A 21,422-nucleotide genomic window follows, 5' to 3' on the forward strand; every position below is an offset into this window, starting at 1 on the left:
TTTAGTGACATGGTTCAAGAATTAACGGGAGTTTACCGCCGTTTTCTTTTATGAGGAGAAAATCGTTACCCACAAACTCCAGTTTTTGTTTTTTCATATTATATAGGCCAATCCATTGCAGTTCAGCCTTTCCATTTTTTTGTAGAATCAGTTTTCCAATTACTTTATCTTTTGAGATTTCTCCATCTACGATTTTCAAATTCTCCTTATAATAATCTTGCTGAGAGGCCAAACCTGCATATTTTAGAAGATATTCATTTTTATTGGAGGATCTTTCTACTTTTAGGTTGATGTAAATAGCATTGAAATCATATAGTGACAAATAACCTTCGTTTTTATTGATCTCAAGTATTGTTAATTCATTCTGACAAATTACAGCCCATGTTCCTTTTAGGTCCGAAAGATATGTTTTTTCTTCAAGAGTCGCTTTATCCCTGTTTTTGTTTGAGTTTATTAAGTGAGCTGAACTATTTTTCTGTGTAATATTATTTATAGGTTGAAAGTTCCCCTTGAACTGATAAGAACCAATTTTTAATAAATATGAATTATTTTGTTCTGATAAAGTAGCTTTAGAGTCCACATATAATTGATGGATATCATCATGGGTTTCAAAATAAAAATGGCTCTCAGAAAACGTTTTCTTTAATTGATCATATTTTAATATCTGAAATGTTAAATACTCTTCAGTAATTGACGGAAATAAAAAAATGAGATTATTTTTATCATTGGCGAGAAGCTTAATTTCATCAATAGCATCTTTAGCGGTGATGTCATAGGTAAAATTAAGATCAGTAGTAATTTTTTGATTATCAATCTCTAAAATTGAAGTTTCCTTTTCTGAATCTAAGTTTAGAAAAATTTTCCCTATCTCTGAGGTCTTTAATTCATAGAGAATATTTTTTGAGTCTTCTTTTATTTTAACCTTTTCAACTTTAATTTCTGAATAAATATTGGAAACAGGGATGATCTTTTTAGTATCTATTTTATGCTCTTCTTTTTTACAGGAGAATAGGCATAGAATGGTAATTATAAAAAATATTTGTTTCTTTATCATTTTAGTGACTATGAACATTTTTTTAATAAAATCGGATTTTTACCACCACTTTCTCTAATTAGTGAGAAATCTTTATCACCATATATTGTATTTTTCTTTTTCATATTGTATAGACCGTTCCAATGCAGTTCTACATTACCATCTTTTTTTAAAAAGAATCTACCGATTATTTTATCTTTTGAGATGTCTGATTCACTTATTTTCAGAGATTCTTCAACCCAATCTTCCTGTGTCGCTATATTTTTGAATTTTAACATATATTCACTATCAGATACCTTCTCCACGAGTACATTAATAAATATTGAGTTTCCATACAATGATATAATATTTTCTTCTTTACCTATACTGAAGGTTGTTAGTCCGTTTTTACAGTCCACGGCCCATTCGCCTTCTAAATCAGATGGAAATGTTTTTTCATTCTTATTGAGTTGATTTTGTTGTGGAAATAAATTGGAAAAATGTGAAATAAAGAATTTATTGTCAGCATACGGAGGTAAGATTTCAGATGATTCCTTTTTTACCAAATCCCATTTTTTACTTTTTGAGTTATACAGATATATTTCAGCAACGGTATTTTTATTCAACCATATGTTTTCTAATGTACAATCATTATTAGAGCTTAGATATTCCTTTTTCACAAAATAAGAGAAAATGTTATAAGCCTCTAAATTATTTTTTATCAGAGACTCAATTTTTTTATTGTCTCTTTCAAATTCATAAGTATTAAAATCTGTGTTTTCATAATAGTCTTCTGACCAGAATAGTTGTAATTTTTTTTCCTTAGGAATAAAATGAACACTGAAGTATCCTTCATTTTTGCAATCTAAGTAACTGAAGTAAGGATGATCAGATAGGTTTGACTCGTCTATCGCTAAGTGATATCCAGTAAAATACTTTTTATTGAAAAAATTAATCTGTTTATCAATGGATTTGACGCTTTGATCATTTAGTGTTGATTGAATATTATCTTGCGCTGTTCCTTTGCAGGACAATAACAATAATATTCCGATTGTATATAATATTTTACTTAATTGCATTCCCATTGGTATCAAATTTTGTTTTCATATAATCTTCTGGTTGTAATCTGTCTTTTCCAAAGAAGGTTACTAAGTCGGCTCCGTTGGCACATGCTTCAATATGAACTTTATAAATGCCAATTATCATTTTAAAATGCTACTATTCCAGATTTATATTCCCGTGTATTTTTACAGGAGAATAAGATTAGAATATCAATTATAAAAATACATTACTTTCTAGGGATAAGATGTTTTTACCAATTTACCATCTTTAAAAAAAACAATTTTATCTACAGGGCCATCAGGAGAATAATTCCATTCTCCATTTTTTATTCCATTAATGTAATTACCATCTTCAATTACCGTTTTACCATAATCTGTTGAATATCTTTTTTCAATCCAATAACCATTTTTTAAATGGCCATTTGTTTTACCTTTTAATTGATATTCATATACAGTGTTAGAATGAATTACTTTTTTATTTCCCCATTGTCTATCTATGTTTTGAGTATCAAAGTAATCTAAAAACAGCCCATTATTAACTTGAAATTCTAAGTTTTTTGAAATTTTTTCTCGGGTAAATTCCAATATTACTTTATTACCCAAAATTCTGGTAATCCGTTGATATTTCTCTTCAGAAATGAGGTCTTCATATATAATCATACTGTTATAGATATTGTCTAAGGCTTCATTAACAAGCAATATACATTGGTATTTAGCATCTTCATAATGAATAGTTATGTAATATGACTTAAATAAAGTATTATTTATCATAAAATTTTTATAACGATGAAACTGTAATAAAGTATCATTGGATGAAGTGAAAATATCCCACATATATGGTCGCTCCACTTCTCTGTCAAAAGCCTTTGATAATAAATTTTTTAAACGATTTATGTTATTCGGATCTTCTATCCGGTCTTCTATAGCAGTTTTATCTACATTATTTATGGTATAATCTTCTATAATTTTATCATTTTGGGGTATATTCTGCGATATTTTTTTTTGAGTTGGGAGGGTTTCAGATTTACAGTCCACAGTCCATTCGCCTTCTAAATCAGATGGAAATGTTTTTTCATTCTTATTGAAGGATAACCATAAAAATCCGATTATAAAAAATATCTGTGCTTTTATCATTTTAGTGACATGGTTCAAGAATTAACGGGAGTTTACCGCCGTTTTCTTTTATGAGGAGAAAATCGTTACCCACAAACTCCAGTTTTTGTTTTTTCATATTATATAGGCCAATCCATTGCAGTTCAGCCTTTCCATTTTTTTGTAGAATCAGTTTTCCAATTACTTTATCTTTTGAGATTTCTTCATCTACAATTTTCAAATTCTCCTTATAGTAATCTTGCTGAGAGGCCAAACCTGCATATTTTAGAAGATATTCATTTTTATTGGATACCTTTTCAACCTTTAGATTGATGTAAATAGCATTGAAATCATAGAGGGATAAAAAGCCCTCGTTTTTATTAATTTTAAGTACTGTTAATTCATTCTGACAAATTACAGCCCACATTCCTTTTAAATCCGAAGGGGTTGTGTTAGTATTATAATCGGTGTTAGGTACTGCATCTTTTTTAGAAGAGCTATCATTTCCCAGAGTAGAAATATCATAGTTTTTATTATATAAGAATTTATTTCCTAGATAAATTGCACATTTTAATTCATCATCTTTTTTTATGATTTCTGCTTTGGGTAATTTAAATCCTTTGGTTTCCGGATTATCTTGAGTATAGTTGAGTGTATCATCTATTTCAATGATTTTATTTGTTTTGTTTTCGATGTAATATACTCCTAAATTACTACCATAGTAATCTCTACCTTCAATTAAGAGAACAATATCGTCAAGATTAGACTTATAAAGATGAAAAACAATTTCGGGATTTTCATAATAAAATTTCAATGTTTTTCTCGTTTCAATATTCCCCTTTTTAAAGATAAGTTCCTGATTGGAGGTGTTTGATTGTATTGAAATAGAATAACCGTTATATAAAGTTGTATACAATGGTTCTTCAGGTTTGTTGTTTGGTTTTACTAAACTGAAAATTTCTTTAATTTCAGTTTGTTTTACAGCCTTTTGCGGCTCGGATTCTTTTAATTTGGTGTTATTGCAATTTAATAATAAACCAAAAAAAGCAAATAGAAAAGTTAAATAAGTCAATCTCATTGTTTCCAGAATTTTGAATTTTTTCTTGCATCTTCCTGCTCAGCAATATCAGATGGTGTTAAACTATCTTCGTCTTTATAGGTTAAATATACGCCAGGATTACATTTTTTATTTAATCCTGACTGTCTTTCCACATTCATTATTTCAAAATGTAAATGTGGGTTTTTTGTTGAAAACGGAACACCATTATTACCCGATGTCCCTGTTAAGCCAATGACTTTACCAGCATCAACAGTATCACCTACATTTACTTTCCTTTCTTTTAAATGGGCATATACAAGATAAAATGGGCCATTATGATCAAAGTTCTGTGATTCAATTTCTGATTTGTGAGCATACTTTAAAGCAAAAGGATTTTTCCTTCTTGATTTTATAACGTCTACACCTTCATCAATAACTTGAAGAACTATCATCTGACCAAACATTGAGCTGTTAATTTCACTTCTTACTACTTTACTTTTTACACAAGCGTATACCTCTGCTCCTGGTTTTGCAAATAAATCCATTCCTGTATGTTTATTTACACCATCTCTAATAGTAGGACCAAAAGAACCATGCCATGGTTTTTTTGATTCTCCACCTTGTGAATATAAGCATAATTGAGGATTATCGACAGGATCATGCCATTTACCGTCTGAAGGAGCCTTTTCTACAGGACTACACTCATTAACCTTAAATACTTGTATCCCTTTTTCGAAATATTTTTTTGCATCTTTCCATCCAGCAATGCCTCCATTTACCTCCCCTCTAATCTTTTGAATACTATTATCATCAGACTTTTTTATTTCGTCTGCTACTTTCCAGACTTTATTGTTTTCCCAATAAGCGAGTGCCGAAAGAACCGCATATTTTACTTCTTTTACTTTATCAGGATTGGCTTCTAAATCAATATAATCTTCCGGGAATATTTCTTTAAGTTTAAGGGATGCTTTTCGGTAGTTTCCTCTTCCTGTTAACTGCTTCAGTCCTCTGCCCCTAAATTTATATCCATCTCCACTTGCCTCGTTTCCATTTCCGTTACCTTTTCCATTTTCAAGAGCATATAGGAAATTTAACAATTTTATTTGCGGTCTTTGGGCACAAAACTGTTCAATTTGCCCTCTCCTTTCTAACTTGCCACTTCTATCCCCAAATACACCTGTATTCCGAATGTTCGTTGGAGTGTATGGATTGATATCAGTTTCAACAATCCAGTCTGTATTAATTCCTAATGTTTCAGCTCCGACTTGGGCAAAGAAATGAGCTTTCCGTAAGCATGTATCCAAATGGATAGGTTGGTCTGTATTTTTTCTCTGTTGGATATACTGGTTGAGGTATTTTGCTACCTCTTCACGATAAGTAGTAGAGGCTGCATGAACTCCAAAAAGATCTTCTATCTGTTTCAGTGTAATCTCTGCTTCACATCTAGGACATTTTCCTCCACCTATCTGAAAATACGCCCCCTCCTTATTCAGAAACTCCTTATCATGTTGCTTCTCTCCCTGCGCTTTGGCGTGAAGATACAACAGTTCCGGAACTTTTTTCAGTAATTTAAAAGTAATCGTTTTTCCGGCTTCATAATTTTTTATTTCTAAAACTTTTTCTATTTCTTCTACACTGGAAGTTTTACCGTTTTCTATTTTAGGATTTTTAGAGTTGCCTTTTTTGGCATTGTCGAGGATAATCTGGGCAATGGATTTCTTTTTAGCTTGATCCGCAATGTTGGTGTTGCTTCCGAATGTATAGGTATACGTTCCGTCTTCTTTTCCTTTGGTGATTTTTTCTTTCCACTGTTTCAGTTCGTCGTCAGATTTTGGACGGAAATGGATTGGTATTTTAACCATATTGTTTTTTACAGTTCCTGAAAATTCGGCTTTTTCGGTTCCCGGTACCTGTCCGGCTGGGGCTTTCTGTTCCATCTGCTGTTCAGTTATTTCCAGGACCGGGAGAACTGCGCCTGCAGCACCTTTGATGACACCGTCTTTTTCTTTGATAGAAATTGTAACTTGCTTTCCATCAAGAAGCATTGTTCTCGCAACCAGATACAGTTTGTCTTCGAGTGGAGCATTGTCCACTCTTTTAAATTCGGGACCTAATTTAAAGGTCTTGAAGGTAACTGTCTTCGCATTGGTGGTGTCCTTGCCATAAGCGTCAGCCGTTAATGCAGCGGTAATTATTTCAGGTGTGGTATATTTTTTCTGGATTTTCAGGCTGTCTTTAATTTTATTGATAATGGTCCGGGCCACTTTGTTTTTCTCTTCGGCAGTAGATGTTTTATTATTCTGTTTGCTTCCTCCGAAGGTATAAGTGTGGGTTCCGTCTTCTTCTCCCGTTAGTTTTGTATATTCTTTTTTAGCAAAATATGCGTCAAGAAGATCTTCTGTTCTCTGTTCGTTAATGGTAGTAGGAGAGATTGCTCCCGGTGGTGGAGAAGCTGGCGGCTGGATAGCACTAGCTTGTCCGTGAGCTGTTTGAGGCTCAGGTAATGGAGTCGGCTGTGGCTGAACCGGTGGTTGTTGCGGACGGGGTTGAGCTGGCAGCTGTTGTGATTGTCCTGGTGAAATCCGGATCTCATCAGGTGTACTGACATTCACGTTATCCGTCGCATGCTTTTTATGAGCGTAATACTCCACAGTAACATAAAACTCCAGCTGCTTGGGATCAGTTTCGCCTTCCATAGCTTTTTTCATCAGCGCTTTGGTGAGTAGAAATTCGGTTCTGGCCACACCGTTTATCACCTTTGCTTTTTTGCTGTCTATTAAAAGGTTGGTGTTGCTGTGCCCTGAATTGGCGGCATCATCTTCCCAAAGTGTAAATTGCAGATACTGGCCTTCCAGATTCATGCATTTGGCTTCTGCCACCAGCTTTTCAGTGAAGCTGAACACTGTTCCGGGGGTATCGTCTATGTATTTCAGTTCAACTTTATTGATTCTTGGAACGTCGCTGGGCTGGGGTTGTATCTCAAGAGCCATAGGAGTTTTTCCTTCAGGATTATGAAGATAGGCTTCAATTCTGAAAGTATCTTTGTAAGCTGTTGTATTAAAGGTAAAGCTGCTTACTCCTTTTTTCCTGATATTGGTGGGAACAAATTTCCCGTTTACCCTTTTGAAAAGATGCCAGGTAACGAGTGCCGGATTTCTTTTTTCCAGCGGAGTGGCAGGATACCATTCATCAATTTTATAAGTAACCCGTTCTCCTACCTTTGGTTTGGTATTTCCCGATATTTTATAAATTCCTTGTTTAGACATGGCCGAAAAGTTTTTAATTAGTAGGCATCTGGTTCAGTATCCAGCATTTCCTTCTGAAATTCCTTGAAATTGATGAAAGGATTGATATGATGCTGTTCCTGGGGATCTGCTTTTTTTACATTTTGCTGAGTCATGGCTGCTGTTTGTCCATGTTCCATAATGGTGATCTTTCCGCCTGTGTAGCACATAAGTTCAGAGATTTCTGTAACACAGCTTTTGTTCATTACCTTTACTTTTTCATAAGTTTTCTGCCATTTTCCTGCGGGAGCGTAAGCGCAGGGAAGGTACCCTCCGGATGAAGGTTTCAGTTTGCATCTTCCGAAACTTGGACCCGGCGGATTGAACTGAAGATCATCTTCGGTTACGGCCAGATAATCGGTTTGGCCTTCTTCATTATTCCAGTAATGTTTCTGGTGAGAGGTTACTTTAAATTGCGGAAACTGGTCTCCCTGGTTACATTGAGCCTTTCCTTTCTGTATGACGAAGTGTTTTCCGTCATGTGGTGATGCGGGTCCGGACATATTTTGCGTTTTTTTGGTGTTGTTTCAAAGATAGTAAATTATTTTAATTGCTTTTCCAGTGTAAATACTTCTTTTTCAGTTACATTTCCGATCCGGATTTCAAAATTTCCCGTAATTTTCTGTACTTCCAGATCATTCCGGTTAATAGAGTATTCCGCTTCATGACGGCATACCACTGAATGTTCATGGAGAGATAATGATTCATGATATTCATCTTGAGTATCATACAACTGATCAAGGTTTCTGTAATCACAGGAAGTTCCTCTCTGGATAATCTTTAATACTTCGTGTGTATCCGGTTCTTTGGGTAAAATCCTGTTGTACAGCTCGAAACGGATGGGAGAAGCATTGGTAAGCCAGGGAAAAAACTCATGGTATATCCCGGAGTCTGTCCAATCTCCATATTTTGCTTTGTAGAAAGAGCCAAAGAGAAAGTGTACAGGCAGCATATGACGGATGTTTTCAAGAATCCCTGTCTTATCTTCTGCTTTCTTTTTCATCTGATCAATATAAGAGGCAGACCATTGATCTGTAAAGTATTTTTTTAATAATTCGAGTTCATTTTTAACCGCTGTTTCCGGCCGGCAAAATTCTGCACTGATAAGTTTTCCTGTTTCATTAGTCCTGATTTCCAAAGGAAAGATAATGGCTGCACAGGCTTTGGCGAGACTGGAAATCTTGCTGTCTGATTCGTGGCCGTCTTTCATAGAACCGAATATTTTTACTGTAAAAAAATGCTGATCTTTTTCACTTTTCAGATATTTCAATTCGGTCTCATATGAATAATTGTTCAGCAGGGTACTGTCCAGATATTTCTGATGTCTGATTGTATAACTGCCTTCCAGCAACGCGATCTTAAAAGGAATTTTTCCGTAAGGCGGATGATAGTAAAGGCTGTCACCGTTTTCGCTGATCTTCCTGTTGAGTTTTTTAATATCATCTCCGAACGGGATATGAAGAAGCATTCCGGCATGCAGCTGTACAGGTTCGGTTAGTCTGTCATGCAGGGCACAACAGGTATTGTGAAATTCCTTGAGATATACCGGATTTTCTACTTTCAGATCAGATGCAATCTTCTCTAAAGTATCGCCCGGAAGCGTCATGTAGGTAATCATGTGATGAGGTGTTTAATGTTTGATCAATCTCCGTTATAGTTCCATATAACAGGATTTATTTCTTACGATGTAATTTATAAAAAATCACACAAAAAAACCGTCCAACTCATATGAAAGGTTTATTAACAGAGCAATTATCCCTGAAAACAGGGAGTAATTTTATACATTGGACCTGCTTAACGCGGGTAGACATTTTCTTTATTTTGATTTATTTACCCAATAGTAATTTTTGGCTTCCACTTTAAAAAACAAATCAAAGATAAAAACTAATGGATACAAAAAAACCTCTCAGCTGCCTGAAAGGTTTTGTATTTTATATGTACTCAATATCCATTTATAATCCGAACTGCTTTGCAAACAGATCCGGGAAAACTCCCAGAAGGATAATGGATACAATAACGAATGCTGCTACAATATTATAAGTAACGGTTACTTTTTCTGAAGACTTGAATGTTGAATCTTTAAAGAAAAACATGGCAATAATCAGTCTCAGATAGTAGGCAATAGAAAGGGCGGAACCCAAAACTGCTACCAATACCAAGAAAACTCCGTGCTTTGAATTCATTGCCTGGGAGAACAGGGCAAATTTACCCATGAAACCTGCCGTTAAAGGAACTCCGGCCATAGACAGCATAGAAATAGCTGCTGCTGTTGCTAGTAAAGGTTCAGATTTAGCAAGACCTTTGAAAGCTCCGAATGACGTTTCTCTCTTCAGTTTTTCTACCCAGATCAGGCACATGAAAACACCTACGGTGGATAACGAATAGGCAAACAGGTAAAATGCAAGGTTATAGGTAGAAAGGGTGGTCATTCCGAAGAAAACCAATCCTATATATCCGGCGTGGGAAACAGAAGAATAAGCCAGCATTCTTTTTGCGTTGGTCTGTGCAAGCCCCATCACGTTGGCCAGAAGTAAGGTAATGATCAGGAATACTCCCAATACATTGATCCAGTCCTGGGTAACTCCTTCAAAACCGATGGTCATCAATCTGAACAGGGCAAAGAATCCTGAAATTTTTACCACACTCGCCATAAATGCCGTAATCAGGGAAGGAGAACCTGCGTATACATCAGGACTCCACATATGGAAAGGAGCTAAAGCTACTTTAAATGCCAGTGCACAAAGGATGAGTAATACCCCTAAAATAAACATAACATCGGTAGTATGAGCCATTCCGAATTCATGGATCTTATATAAATCAAAGCTTCCGGCACTTCCGTAGATGAATGCAATTCCGAAAAGCAGGAAACCTGTTGCGAATGCACCCATTAAGAAATACTTGATTGAAGCTTCATTGGATCTTAAATCAGTTTTGTTGGCTCCGGCCATCACATATAACGGGATGGAAAGGATTTCAACACCTAAGAACATCGTTACCAGGTTCTGGTATCCGAAAAGAACGATTCCACCACATAATGCAAACAGCATCAGGGCATATAATTCCGACTGGTGGCTTCTGTGGTTGCTGAATGCAAAACCTCCGAGGAAGAATAACAATAAGGTGGTTACGATTGATATTTTAGTGAACAACGCTGTATTAGCCGTGTATTCATACATATGTCTGTACTTTTCAAAGAAAGCACATTCTGGCATGAAACTTACGTACAATGCGACGATCAATCCCAAAATCCCAATGTATCTTGCGAATTTTCCCTGTTCAAAAACTCCTGAAAATAACGCAACAACTGCCGTTAGGAAAACAATAATTAAAACACTCATAATATAGATTTGAGATGTGAGATTTAAAGTTTAAAGTTTTGGGTTCAGAGTTAAAAGTTTCAGTTTCAAAAGTTCCTGTCTCTTATCTCTTCGTCTTTTATCTTTATTCTCTCTAATCTCTTATTTTTTAATTTTTAAATCTTTTAATTTTTTTAGTTAGCCATCGCTGTGTAGATAAACTTCACCGAACTGCCCACCATATCGATCACCGGCTGAGGATAAATACCCAACAGGATCACGAAAACCGCTAAACTTGCCAATACAGAGAATTCTACACCGGAAAGATCTTTTGCTGTGCTTAAAACCGCTTCATTACCTTCACCGAACATTGCTTTTCCGTAGAATCTCAATAAGTATACAGCACAAAGGATTACCGTAAGACCGGCAATTACCGCTGCCAATCCGTTGAAATCATATACTGCTTTTAACAGGATAAATTCCCCGATGAATCCATTGGTCAACGGAACTCCCATTGAACCTAATATAATGATCAGGAATAACACCGCAAATTTAGGAGCTACTTTCGCCAGCCCTCCCATCTGTCTGATGTCTCTCGATTTAAATCTCTTGTATAAAATATCACAGCAGTAGAATAGTCCCGCTACGTTGATACCGTGAGCAAAAGTCTGTACCAGAGCACCTTCAGCACCTTCAATATTAAATGTTCCCCTTAAAGTAATCACTGCTGAAGCAAAGATACCTGCTACCATCAATCCAACGTGTGAGAAAGATGAATACGCGATGATTCTCTTCATATCGGTCTGGATAATCGCGATCAGTGCTCCGTGAACAATTCCTACAATAGCAAGAATAATCACGATCTGTCCTGAAATTCCAGCAATCGGAACCGGGGTGATCGGAAGCAGATAACGCATTACCCCATACACCGCCATTTTAAGCATGATCCCTGATAAAAGCATGGATCCCTGGGTAGGAGAGTAGGTGTACGTATCAGGCTGCCAGGTGTGGAAAGGAAATACCGGTAGTTTCACAGCAAATGCAAAGAAAATGAACCAGAATACCACAGTCTGCTGGGTTTCGTTAAGCTGTGCATTATACAGGTCTGTTAAAGCGAATGATGCAGAGTGGTTGTACACATAGATCAATCCTGCCAGCATGAATAATGACCCAACGAATGTATAAACGAAGAATTTCGTAGTGAATTCAAATCTTTTATTTTCCTGGCCCCAAAGTCCGGCAATAAACCAGATTGGAATCAAGGTTACTTCCCAGAAAATGTAGAACAATAGTCCGTCTAAAGAAGTGAACACTCCCACAAGGCCGAACTGCATCAGCAGGATCAGACCATAGAATGTATTTCTGTAACTTACATTTTCGTTGAAAGATGATAAAATAATGATCGGCGTTAAAATGTTCGTCAGTATCAGAAGCAGCATGCTCATTCCGTCTATTCCGAAATGAAGGGTACTTTTAATGAACTGAGACCACGGGTATGTGATTTCGTACTGCAGCTTGCTGTCTACCGTCGGTGTAAAATCAAAATCCGACAGTGCATAGAAGGTAAGCAGCATCTGTACAAGAGCAATGCCCAGCGCCAAATATTTGCTGGATTTATTCTTCCAGGCAAAAACTAATCCCGAACCTACAAGAGGTAATAGTAATAATGTTAATAATAAACCAGACATTATTGTAATATAAAGTTAACAATCAGTATAATTCCCACAGCTAAAGACATGATAAGGATATAAGTCTCTACATTTCCGTTCTGGATACGCTTCATTGCTTTTCCGCTGTCTTCAGCGCCTTCGCCTACGAAGTCTACAAAACGGTCTAAGATCCCTTTATCAAACATCTTTCCTCCGCGTCCTAATCCTTCAACAGTTTTTACAATCAATGCATTGTAAAGTTCGTCTACATATAGTTTTTTAGCAGAAAGCTTTTCCCATCCGGTATAGCTTTCTTCGGCAAGAGCCATTTTTTTCTTTTTCACGTAGGTATTTCTTACGATAAACCATACGGAGAAGAACATAAGGACTGTTGCTGCCAGTAAGATCATTTCAGTATTGAAAGGTACTCCTGAAAGGGTAGCCTCCATCTGCTTGAAGCTTTGCTCGGTAAGAACCGGCTTCAGCCATTCCATCAGTCTGGCATAATGTCCGTGGCCGATGAAGTGCGGAAGGTTGATGAAACCTCCTACTACGGAAAGAATAGCCAATACGATCAATGGTAAGGTCATATTGGAAGGGCTTTCGTGTAAATGGTGTTTCTGTTCTTCAGTACCTCTGAATTCCCCGTGGAAAGTCAGATAATACAGTCTGAACATATAAGTTGCCGTCATTGCCGCTAAAACAAACAGGATCACCCAGTAGACTGGATTTTTAGCAAAAGCAGCGACTAAGATTTCGTCTTTAGAGATCATCCCCGATAATAAAGGGAAACCAGAGATGGCTAATGTTCCGATAAGGAAAGTAGCATGGGTAAGAGGAATATATTTTTTAAGACCTCCCATGAAACGCATATCCTGCTCGTTGCTCATGGCATGGATCACAGAACCGGCTCCCAAGAACAGTAAAGCTTTAAAGAACGCGTGTGTCATTACGTGGAACATCGCTGTTGTATAAGCTCCAAGACCTAAAGCAATGAACATGAATCCAAGCTGTGAAACGGTAGAGTAAGCCAATACTTTTTTGATGTCGTTCTGACGCAGTGCGTAGAACCCGGCCAAAGCAGCCGTTAAGAATCCGATGAATAAAATTCCTCCCTGTACCGTAGGGGCTAATGTAAATAAGAAGTTAGATCTTACTACCAGATAGATCCCTGCTGTAACCATCGTTGCCGCGTGGATCAGTGCTGATACAGGAGTTGGTCCGGCCATCGCGTCCGGTAACCAGGTATATAAAGGAACCTGAGCCGACTTACCGGTTGCACCGATGAATAAACTCGCTGTAATAAAGATAATTACTGTTCCGTCCAATTCAAAATTAGAAGAGTTCTGTGCTACCGTAAGATAATCCACAGCATTGGTCTGAGAAGCGATCATAAAGATACCGATCAGTAACGCAAGGTCACCGATTCTGTTCATGATGAAAGCTTTTCTTGCCGCTTTACCGTATTCTTCGTTGGTATACCAGAATCCGATCAGTAAATAAGAGCAAAGACCTACACCTTCCCATCCGATAAAAAGAATAAGGTAGTTGCTTCCCATTACCAAAAGTAACATAGAGAAGATGAAAAGATTCAGATAAGTAAAGAATTTATAGAACCCTTTATCGTGGCTCATATATCCGATAGAATATAAGTGGATCAGGGAACCGATACCTGTGATGATCATGACCATCATTAAAGAAAGCTGGTCGATCTGGAATCCGAAATTGATCTGAACCCCGTTTACTCTGAACCATTCAAAAGCTCTTACAATAACCGGCTGACTTTCTGAATCGAAATTCATGAAAAGGCTCACCGCAATACAGAATGATCCGAAAACCACTGCTGTTGCCAGAGATCCAACCACCATTTTGGGAAGATGTTTTCCGAATAAACCGTTAATAAGAAACCCTAAAAGTGGTAAAAGTACTATTGCATACACTAAATTTTCCATTCCTTATCCTCTTAATTTATTAAATATACTTACATCCACAGAACGGGTATTTCTATACAGCATAGCAATAATTGCAAGACCTACCGCTACTTCCGCGGCAGCCACTACCATAATGAAGAAAACTAAAAGCTGTCCGTCTCCGTTTCCTTTATACGCTGAAAAAGCAGCCAGTAAAAGGTTTACAGAATTCAGCATAAGCTCTACACAGCCCAAAATAACAATAGCATTTTTTCTCAGCAATACTCCAAGCACTCCCAGACAGAATAATACTGAACAGAGAATGATGAAATAATTCAGAGGGATGCTTTGTATAAATGTATTTACTTCTCCCATAATTTTATAAATCTTTTTTACCGATTAATACCGCACCTACAATACCTGCCAAAATCAGGATAGAAGCAAGTTCAAACGGTAAAACATATTCATTAAACAAAAGTTTTCCCAGATTTTTTGTAAGCCCAACTCCCTTATCTACATTTTCCAGTACGATATGGTTGTCACTTACTCCTCTGAAAACTCCTAAAACTCCTATTAAAAGAAGACCTGCCGTAAAAACTCCAACAAACTTTAAAGTATTGTTCTTCTTACTTTCGTCTTGTTTATTAAGGTTAAGCATCATCAGGATATAAAGGAATAATACCATGATGGCACCTGCGTATACTATAATCTGAATGATTGCCAGGAACTGGGCATTCAGAAGAATGTACATTCCTGCAATGGAAAACATCGTAACAATTAATGACAGAATAGCATAGAGAGGATTTCTTGCAAACACAAAGTATACCGCACTTGCCACTGCTAAAAACGCCACCAAGAAAAATAAAAACTGATCCATTATTTTACCGCATTTTTTTGTTTCTCGGATTGTCTTGTCGTGATGTCAATCCTTTCATTTATTTTTTCCACTAATTTATCTTTTCCGTAAATGAAAGAACCTCTGTTGGTTTCCACATCCACCAGTCTGTCGGTAAGATAGATGGCAGATTTCGGACAGGCTTCTTCACACATACCGCAGAAAATACATCTCAGCATATTGATTTCATATACTGATGCATATTTCTCTTCTCTGTAAAGATCTTTTTCTTCTTTTGTTCTTTCTGCAGCAGTCATAGTGATGGCTTCTGCAGGACAGGCTACGGCACAAAGTCCACAGGCTGTACATCTTTCTCTGCCTTCCTCGTCTCTTTTCAGAACGTGCTGGCCTCTCCAGATGGAAGCTCTCGGTTTCTTTACTTCCGGATAGGAATATACTGCGGGAGCACCTTTTATCACGGTTCTTACAGCATGCTTAAATGTAATCCCCATTCCTGTAAAGATGGCAGGAAGGTAGATTTTTTCAGCAAGGGTCATTTCTTTATTGGAAACAACTTTTGATCTGTTAGTTAATTTCATTATATAATTTGAAATTTGAAGTTTGAGATTTGAAATGTATTGAAAATTTTATCTCTCAAACCCTTAATTATTAATTATTATTTCTTTTAAATTTATTTCCGTTGTGTTCTGTCATTTTCAGATAACTGATAAATCCTGACAGTTTTTTAGTCAAAGATATTGTTTGGCTTTTTAAAAAATTAAAAACTTCTTCGTCTAAATAATCTCGGTCAAAAGCTCTGATTAATTGAGAACGAACTTCTCCTGCAGAACCTTTAGACATGGTAAGAAAGTTTATCAATTCTTTATTACCTTCTCTTTCAAACCCTTCAGCTATATTGTCCATAATTGATGCAGATGATCTGTCAATCTGGTTTTTATCATGGTTTAGAAATTTGGGATTCAATAAACATTCTTTCTGAATCAATTGGCAAAGACTTCTTGACTGCTGCCATATTTCTAAATCTTCAAAATTATTTATCGTTGCCATATTTGATATTTGAAATTATTACTCTTAAAATTACTAATTTAAAGTCATTTCGCTGAATCTCAAATTTCAAACATCAAATCTCAAATTTACTGGAACGCTAAAATTACAGCACCTGTAATTAATAGGTTTACTAATGCCATCGGGATTAATGTTTTCCATCCTAAGTGCATTAACTGGTCATATCTGAATCTCGGAAGCGTCCATCTGATCCACATAAAGATCAGGATTCCGATTACTGTTTTCGTTAAGAAAGCAACAATACTCAGGATTCCGGCTGCATTTTCTCCCCAGTTCTGCGTTACCCATTCAATTCCAGGATAATTGTAACCTCCGAAGAAAAGAACAACCATGAATGCATTGGAAATAAACATGTTCACATATTCTCCGAACATATAAAGTCCCAGTTTCATGGAAGAGTATTCCGTAGAATATCCTGTAACAAGCTCGGATTCACATTCAGGTAAATCGAACGGGTGTCTGTTGGTTTCTGCCAGAGCAGCTACAAAGAATACGAGGAAAGCGATCGGCTGGTAGAAAATATTCCAGTTCATTCCGGAACCCCAGGGAATAATTCCCCATAATTTTCCGCCTGTCTGGCTTTCTGTAATTTCTTTTAAATCTAAACTTCCTGTCATCATAATGATAGAAAGAAGGGCCAGTCCCATTGCCAGTTCATAAGAGATCATCTGTGAAGAAGCACGGATAGCACCCAGTAATGAGTATTTGTTGTTGGAAGCCCAGCCTCCGATCATGATTCCGTATACCCCGATAGAAGCCATTCCGATGATGAAAAGAACTCCCACGTCAATATTGGCCACCTGAAGATCAAAGGACGTTCCGGCGATATTTAAACTTTTACCCCATGGAATAACGGCTCCTGTAATGAGTGAAATAAACATCACTAAAGCAGGTCCCAGTACGAAAAGGAATTTTTCTGCATTGGCAGGCGTAAAGTCTTCCTTAAAGAAGAATTTTCCACCGTCAGCAAGAGGCTGCAGCAATCCGAAAGGTCCGGCTCTGTTAGGACCGATTCTATCCTGCATAATAGAGGCCACTTTTCTTTCCGCCCAGGTAGAGTAGGCTGCTATCGTAAGAGACAGCAGGAAAAGCGCTAGTACAAGTATAAGTTTAAATGTTAGTAAATCCATTCTGAATTTTAGATTTTAGATTTTAAATTATAGATTAATGAATTCATTTAAAATTTATAATTTAAAATTTATAATTTTTATAAATTTTCGTCTTTTTCGCTGATTTCTTTTGCCATCGGATTATCCAGAACTCTCAGCTCGTCTTTAGGCTTTTCATAGTGGTTCAGTGAAATCACCGAATGTCTGTCGATATGTCTTGGTCCTTCAAGGTTCCAGTCAGACAGTTCTTTTCTTTCGAAACGGCAGGTATCGCAGATAAATTCTTCCACTTCTCCCCACTGGTCTTTTCTGGCGGTAACTCTTACCACTTCGTCACCTTTCATCCATACCACAGCTTTTCCGGAACACTTATCACATTTACATGAAGCATTCATTGGTTTTGTAAACCATACTCTGCTGGCAAAACGGGCCGTTCTGTCAGTTAAAGCTCCTACCGGGCATACGTCGATAACGTTTCCGATGAAGTCATTATCCAAAGCTTTATTTAAATAAGTAGAAATTTCAGCGTGATCTCCTCTGAAAAGGATTCCGTGTTCTCTTTGACCTGTCAGTTGATTGGCGGCTAATACACATCTTGCGCAAAGGATACAGCGGTTCATATTCAATTTGATATTCGGGCCAAGATCGTCAGCTTCATAGGTATTTCTTTCGAACTCGGTTCTCGTGTTTTCTACACCATGCTCGTATCCTAGATCCTGAAGGTGGCATTCTCCGGCCTGGTCACAGATAGGGCAGTCCAGCGGGTGGTTTACCAATAGGAATTCGGTTACCGCTTTTCTTCCTTCCTGAGCCTTTTCGGAGGTAAGGTTTTTCACTTCCATTCCGTCCATTACATTGGTTCTGCAGCTGGCTACCAATTTAGGCATCGGGCGGGGATCTGCTTCAGATCCTTTAGAAACTTCCACAAGGCAGGTTCTGCATCTTCCTCCACTGGTTTCCAATTTGCTGTAATAGCACATTGCAGGAGGTACAGATTTTCCGCCGATCTGTCTTGCCGCTTCCAGAATAGAAGTTCCAGGCAGTACTTCGGTGGTCTGTCCGTCTATCGTTATTTTGAATTTTTTAACCTCTTCGCTCATATTCTATGCTTTTCGCTTATGCTTTTAGGGCGTTAAGCTCTATTTTAATTATACTTCTTCGTGTTAAATGTATATCCTACTCCCGCAAGAACCTGTCCGAAAACAAAGTCCTGTCTTGCTTTATCAGGTTTATTATTCAATGTGGTTTTAATATCCCACATATTAATATATCCTGCTTTGGCTTCTGCTCTGATCATCCAGTTTTTCCAGAAAACCAGGTTAAGGCTGGATCTTAAATCGGCTCCCATCCCTGCAACATGAAACCGGTCGCTTCTTTCATTTCCAAAAAGCTTGATATTACTTTTCGGAAACATCACCCCGATTCCTGCTCCATATGACCATACCAGATCTATATTTTTCTTATGAATCAGGTTTTTATATTTTTCCAGACCTAAATTCTCATAATTAAGTCCGTCCGTATGCTCGAAAGTCAGGAACTGGGAGTCTGATAAGTCCACCTGCCCGTTCTGTACCATTCCTGCATATTTAGGATCTGAAATAGTTCCTGAAAAATCAACCGTCTGATTCTGCTTCATTACATATTTCATGTGGTCTATTCCTAAAACAAGCGCCAGATCATCTTTTATAAAATATCCGAGTCTGAAATTATACTGTGTTACAGTAAACCAGCTTGGATCGATATAAACGATTCCGAATTTGGTAGGCTTATCCCTTGCCTGCACATTATTCAGTTGAAAATCATAACCGTTTCCTGAAAAATGGATGTCAGAATTGCTGAAAGCTCCTCTGTTCCATCCGTAGAAAATAAAAACCTGACCTTTTTTACTCAATGGCAGAGGCTTTTCTTTCTTTTCAGCTTTATATGGAGTTACCTCCAGTTTATATTCTTTGTCTAATGTATCCTTTTTAATCTGCCCAAAAGCAAACCCCGACATCATTAAGCCGACAACTAATAACTTCTTCATTTTTTTAGCTACGCATTTTTTTCAACAGCCGGGATCGGGTCGGCATAATTTGCCAATCCATAGTTTTGAGTCTGAGATAACTCAGGGTTTTTCACGTGCCATTCAAATTCATCTCTGAAGTGGCGGATCGCTGCTGCAACAGGCCACGCTGCGGCATCACCCAGCGGACAGATCGTGTTTCCTTCAATTTTTCTCTGGATATCCCAAAGAAGATCGATATCTTCCATTTTTCCCTGTCCGTTTTCTATTTTTTTCAGGATTTTATACATCCACCCGGTACCTTCACGGCAAGGTGTACACTGGCCGCAGCTTTCGTGGTTATAAAATCTTGCTAAAGTCATGGTGTGTTCCACGATACACTGGTCTTCATCCAAAACGATGAAGCCTCCTGAACCCATCATGGTTCCGGTAGCAAAACCACCATCTGCAAGGGATTCATAGTTCATGTATCTGGGTTCTCCGTTTACGGTTCTCAACAGTAAGTTGGCCGGAACAATCGGAACGGAACTTCCTCCCGGAATACAGGCTTTTAATCTTTTACCGTCTTTAATACCGCCGCAGTATTCATCAGAATAAATGAATTCTTCTACGGTGATGGTCATATCGATTTCATACACTCCAGGTTTGTTGATGTTTCCACAGGCAGAAATCAGTTTTGTACCCGTAGATCTTCCTACCCCGATTTTAGCGTATTCGGCTCCTGTCATTTCAATGATGGGAACGACTGCCGCGATAGATTCTACGTTGTTTACCACCGTAGGTCTTTCCCAAAGTCCTTTTACAGCCGGGAATGGCGGTTTCAGTCTTGGATTTCCTCTTTTTCCTTCAAGGGATTCAAGCAATGCGGTTTCTTCTCCGCAGATGTATGCTCCACCTCCTCTCTGAACATAAATTTCAAGATCGAATCCTGTACCTAAAATATTTTTACCTAAAAATCCTGCGGCTTTGGCTTCTTCAATGGCTTCTTCCAGAATATCAGGAATCCATGAGTATTCTCCACGGATGTAGATATAGGAAACATTTGAACCTAAGCAGTATGAAGAAATCAGCATTCCTTCGATCAGTACATGAGGAAGGAATTCCATCAGGTATCTGTCTTTGAATGTTCCGGGTTCAGATTCATCCGCATTTACCACAAGGTGTCTCGGAACGCCTTCCGGTTTTGCCAGAAAGCTCCATTTCATCCCTGTCGGGAATCCTGCGCCTCCACGTCCTCTCAGTCCTGAAGCTTTTACTTCTTCAAGAATTTCGTCAGGGGTCATTTTCAGGGCTTTTTCAGCTGCGGTGTAACCTCCCTGTTTACGGTAGGTTTCAAAGTAGCGGATGCCTTCTATATGTGCGTCTTTAAGTAAAAGTTTTTTACTCATTGTTATTGGCTTATTGCAGTCTGCTTTCGGCTTTCTGCATTAATTATGATTAAACGTTAAGTGAATAATTTAAATTCTAAAATGTAGAATTTAAAATTTCTATTAGTCTAAAGCAACCTGTCCCTGTCTGCAAAGATCAAGGATTTCGTCTACTTTTTCTATCGTTAAATTTTCATGAAAGAATTTTCCAAGCTGCATCATCGGGGCATATCCGCATGCTCCCAGACATTCAGCAGGTTTCAGGGTAAACATTCCGTCTTCGGTAGTTTCTCCGTCCTTAATGTTCAGTTTGGTTCTGATATGATCCAGGATTTTTTCGCTTCCACACACCATGCAGGGTCCGGTACGGCATACTTCCAAAACATATTTACCCACCGGCTTCATGTTGAACATCGTATAAAAAGTAGCCACTTCATATACTTCAATCGGCTTGATACTTAATAATCCGGCAACATAATCCATTACAGGAACATCCAGCCATCCTCCGAATTCTTTCTGTGCCAAATGCAGAACAGGAAGAAGGGCAGATTTCTGTCTTCCTTCAGGATATCTTGCGATAATTTTGTGTACCTGTGCTAAACTTTCCGGTTTAAAAGCTATTGTTTCGCTCATTTTTGAAATTTTAGATTTTAGATTTTAAATTCTAAGAGAATAAC

The 21,422-nt window shown here is 37.5% G+C and carries 20 protein-coding genes; all 20 read right to left on the reverse strand.

Translation table 11 applies throughout. The features are described 5' to 3' along the window. Position 1: 1 nt before the first annotated feature. The 20 genes from AC106S_RS07535 to AC106S_RS07630 all read right to left on the reverse strand — a co-directional run bounded on the left by AC106S_RS07535 (position 2) and on the right by AC106S_RS07630 (position 21,378). Positions 2–1,054 carry a hypothetical protein gene (locus AC106S_RS07535; protein ID WP_482438485.1) on the reverse strand — a complete coding sequence of 351 codons (1,053 nt, stop codon included), beginning with the start codon at positions 1,052–1,054 and terminating at the stop codon, positions 2–4. An 8-nt stretch (positions 1,055–1,062) separates the two neighbouring features. After that, positions 1,063–2,097, reverse strand: a complete 1,035-nt coding sequence (locus tag AC106S_RS07540) for a hypothetical protein (RefSeq protein ID WP_482438486.1) — start codon at positions 2,095–2,097, stop codon at positions 1,063–1,065. Then, positions 2,078–2,218 carry a hypothetical protein gene (locus tag AC106S_RS07545; RefSeq protein WP_482438487.1) on the reverse strand — a complete coding sequence of 47 codons (141 nt, stop codon included), beginning with the start codon at positions 2,216–2,218 and terminating at the stop codon, positions 2,078–2,080. The genes AC106S_RS07540 and AC106S_RS07545 overlap by 20 nt, the downstream gene beginning before the upstream one ends. A gap of 89 nt (positions 2,219–2,307) precedes the next feature. Beyond that, a complete protein-coding gene (locus AC106S_RS07550; RefSeq protein WP_482438488.1) occupies positions 2,308–3,207 on the reverse strand; it encodes a hypothetical protein in 900 nt (299 codons plus the stop codon). Between the two features lies 1 nt (position 3,208). Then, on the reverse strand, positions 3,209–4,243 hold the full coding sequence (locus tag AC106S_RS07555; protein WP_482438489.1) for a hypothetical protein: 1,035 nt from the start codon (positions 4,241–4,243) through the stop codon (positions 3,209–3,211). After that, the gene (locus tag AC106S_RS07560) at positions 4,240–7,470 is read right to left on the reverse strand and encodes a peptidoglycan DD-metalloendopeptidase family protein (protein WP_482438490.1); all 3,231 of its coding nucleotides are present in this window, start codon (positions 7,468–7,470) and stop codon (positions 4,240–4,242) included. The genes AC106S_RS07555 and AC106S_RS07560 overlap by 4 nt, the downstream gene beginning before the upstream one ends. Before the next feature lie 17 nt (positions 7,471–7,487). After that, on the reverse strand, positions 7,488–7,991 hold the full coding sequence (locus AC106S_RS07565; protein ID WP_482438491.1) for a DUF4280 domain-containing protein: 504 nt from the start codon (positions 7,989–7,991) through the stop codon (positions 7,488–7,490). Between the two features lie 38 nt (positions 7,992–8,029). Further along, the gene (locus AC106S_RS07570) at positions 8,030–9,106 is read right to left on the reverse strand and encodes a hypothetical protein (RefSeq protein ID WP_482438492.1); all 1,077 of its coding nucleotides are present in this window, start codon (positions 9,104–9,106) and stop codon (positions 8,030–8,032) included. A 334-nt stretch (positions 9,107–9,440) separates the two neighbouring features. Beyond that, positions 9,441–10,826: an NADH-quinone oxidoreductase subunit N gene (locus tag AC106S_RS07575; protein ID WP_482438493.1), complete on the reverse strand. Its 1,386-nt coding sequence runs from the start codon at positions 10,824–10,826 to the stop codon at positions 9,441–9,443. Between the two features lie 152 nt (positions 10,827–10,978). Next, positions 10,979–12,472 carry a complex I subunit 4 family protein gene (locus AC106S_RS07580; RefSeq protein WP_482438494.1) on the reverse strand — a complete coding sequence of 498 codons (1,494 nt, stop codon included), beginning with the start codon at positions 12,470–12,472 and terminating at the stop codon, positions 10,979–10,981. Beyond that, positions 12,472–14,385, reverse strand: a complete 1,914-nt coding sequence (nuoL, locus tag AC106S_RS07585; RefSeq protein WP_482438495.1) for an NADH-quinone oxidoreductase subunit L — start codon at positions 14,383–14,385, stop codon at positions 12,472–12,474. Before nuoL ends, AC106S_RS07580 begins: the two co-directional genes overlap by 1 nt. Before the next feature lie 3 nt (positions 14,386–14,388). Then, complete coding sequence (gene nuoK, locus AC106S_RS07590; protein ID WP_062702146.1) at positions 14,389–14,718, reverse strand: NADH-quinone oxidoreductase subunit NuoK; 330 nt, start codon at positions 14,716–14,718, stop codon at positions 14,389–14,391. A gap of 4 nt (positions 14,719–14,722) precedes the next feature. After that, the gene (locus AC106S_RS07595) at positions 14,723–15,220 is read right to left on the reverse strand and encodes an NADH-quinone oxidoreductase subunit J family protein (protein ID WP_482438496.1); all 498 of its coding nucleotides are present in this window, start codon (positions 15,218–15,220) and stop codon (positions 14,723–14,725) included. Then, complete coding sequence (locus tag AC106S_RS07600; RefSeq protein WP_062702150.1) at positions 15,220–15,777, reverse strand: NuoI/complex I 23 kDa subunit family protein; 558 nt, start codon at positions 15,775–15,777, stop codon at positions 15,220–15,222. Before AC106S_RS07600 ends, AC106S_RS07595 begins: the two co-directional genes overlap by 1 nt. Before the next feature lie 70 nt (positions 15,778–15,847). Beyond that, positions 15,848–16,246 (reverse strand): four helix bundle protein, encoded by a 399-nt coding sequence (locus tag AC106S_RS07605; RefSeq protein ID WP_482438497.1) that lies wholly within the window; start codon positions 16,244–16,246, stop codon positions 15,848–15,850. A gap of 86 nt (positions 16,247–16,332) precedes the next feature. Further along, positions 16,333–17,394 carry an NADH-quinone oxidoreductase subunit NuoH gene (gene nuoH, locus AC106S_RS07610; protein WP_482438498.1) on the reverse strand — a complete coding sequence of 354 codons (1,062 nt, stop codon included), beginning with the start codon at positions 17,392–17,394 and terminating at the stop codon, positions 16,333–16,335. Positions 17,395–17,471: 77 nt separating this feature from the next. After that, positions 17,472–18,473, reverse strand: a complete 1,002-nt coding sequence (locus AC106S_RS07615; RefSeq protein ID WP_482438499.1) for an NADH-quinone oxidoreductase subunit G — start codon at positions 18,471–18,473, stop codon at positions 17,472–17,474. Between the two features lie 44 nt (positions 18,474–18,517). Continuing rightward, positions 18,518–19,399: a hypothetical protein gene (locus tag AC106S_RS07620; protein ID WP_482438500.1), complete on the reverse strand. Its 882-nt coding sequence runs from the start codon at positions 19,397–19,399 to the stop codon at positions 18,518–18,520. A gap of 8 nt (positions 19,400–19,407) precedes the next feature. Beyond that, positions 19,408–20,766 (reverse strand): NADH-quinone oxidoreductase subunit NuoF, encoded by a 1,359-nt coding sequence (gene nuoF / locus AC106S_RS07625; RefSeq protein WP_482438501.1) that lies wholly within the window; start codon positions 20,764–20,766, stop codon positions 19,408–19,410. 102 nt (positions 20,767–20,868) lie between these two features. Next, the gene (locus tag AC106S_RS07630) at positions 20,869–21,378 is read right to left on the reverse strand and encodes an NADH-quinone oxidoreductase subunit NuoE family protein (protein WP_002983545.1); all 510 of its coding nucleotides are present in this window, start codon (positions 21,376–21,378) and stop codon (positions 20,869–20,871) included. Positions 21,379–21,422 lie beyond the last annotated feature (44 nt).

The organism is Chryseobacterium sp. FR054, assembly GCF_056844565.1.

Bases quoted from the DNA above. Each gene is read 5' to 3' on its own strand.
- AC106S_RS07535 (WP_482438485.1), bottom strand. From the start codon at position 1,054: ATGATAAAGAAACAAATATTTTTTATAATTACCATTCTATGCCTATTC.
- AC106S_RS07540 (WP_482438486.1), bottom strand. From the start codon at position 2,097: ATGGGAATGCAATTAAGTAAAATATTATATACAATCGGAATATTATTG.
- AC106S_RS07545 (WP_482438487.1), bottom strand. From the start codon at position 2,218: ATGATAATTGGCATTTATAAAGTTCATATTGAAGCATGTGCCAACGGA.
- AC106S_RS07550 (WP_482438488.1), bottom strand. From the start codon at position 3,207: ATGATAAAAGCACAGATATTTTTTATAATCGGATTTTTATGGTTATCC.
- AC106S_RS07555 (WP_482438489.1), bottom strand. From the start codon at position 4,243: ATGAGATTGACTTATTTAACTTTTCTATTTGCTTTTTTTGGTTTATTA.
- AC106S_RS07560 (WP_482438490.1), bottom strand. From the start codon at position 7,470: ATGTCTAAACAAGGAATTTATAAAATATCGGGAAATACCAAACCAAAG.
- AC106S_RS07565 (WP_482438491.1), bottom strand. From the start codon at position 7,991: ATGTCCGGACCCGCATCACCACATGACGGAAAACACTTCGTCATACAG.
- AC106S_RS07570 (WP_482438492.1), bottom strand. From the start codon at position 9,106: ATGATTACCTACATGACGCTTCCGGGCGATACTTTAGAGAAGATTGCA.
- AC106S_RS07575 (WP_482438493.1), bottom strand. From the start codon at position 10,826: ATGAGTGTTTTAATTATTGTTTTCCTAACGGCAGTTGTTGCGTTATTT.
- AC106S_RS07580 (WP_482438494.1), bottom strand. From the start codon at position 12,472: ATGTCTGGTTTATTATTAACATTATTACTATTACCTCTTGTAGGTTCG.
- nuoL (WP_482438495.1), bottom strand. From the start codon at position 14,385: ATGGAAAATTTAGTGTATGCAATAGTACTTTTACCACTTTTAGGGTTT.
- nuoK (WP_062702146.1), bottom strand. From the start codon at position 14,718: ATGGGAGAAGTAAATACATTTATACAAAGCATCCCTCTGAATTATTTC.
- AC106S_RS07595 (WP_482438496.1), bottom strand. From the start codon at position 15,220: ATGGATCAGTTTTTATTTTTCTTGGTGGCGTTTTTAGCAGTGGCAAGT.
- AC106S_RS07600 (WP_062702150.1), bottom strand. From the start codon at position 15,777: ATGAAATTAACTAACAGATCAAAAGTTGTTTCCAATAAAGAAATGACC.
- AC106S_RS07605 (WP_482438497.1), bottom strand. From the start codon at position 16,246: ATGGCAACGATAAATAATTTTGAAGATTTAGAAATATGGCAGCAGTCA.
- nuoH (WP_482438498.1), bottom strand. From the start codon at position 17,394: ATGGATTTACTAACATTTAAACTTATACTTGTACTAGCGCTTTTCCTG.
- AC106S_RS07615 (WP_482438499.1), bottom strand. From the start codon at position 18,473: ATGAGCGAAGAGGTTAAAAAATTCAAAATAACGATAGACGGACAGACC.
- AC106S_RS07620 (WP_482438500.1), bottom strand. From the start codon at position 19,399: ATGAAGAAGTTATTAGTTGTCGGCTTAATGATGTCGGGGTTTGCTTTT.
- nuoF (WP_482438501.1), bottom strand. From the start codon at position 20,766: ATGAGTAAAAAACTTTTACTTAAAGACGCACATATAGAAGGCATCCGC.
- AC106S_RS07630 (WP_002983545.1), bottom strand. From the start codon at position 21,378: ATGAGCGAAACAATAGCTTTTAAACCGGAAAGTTTAGCACAGGTACAC.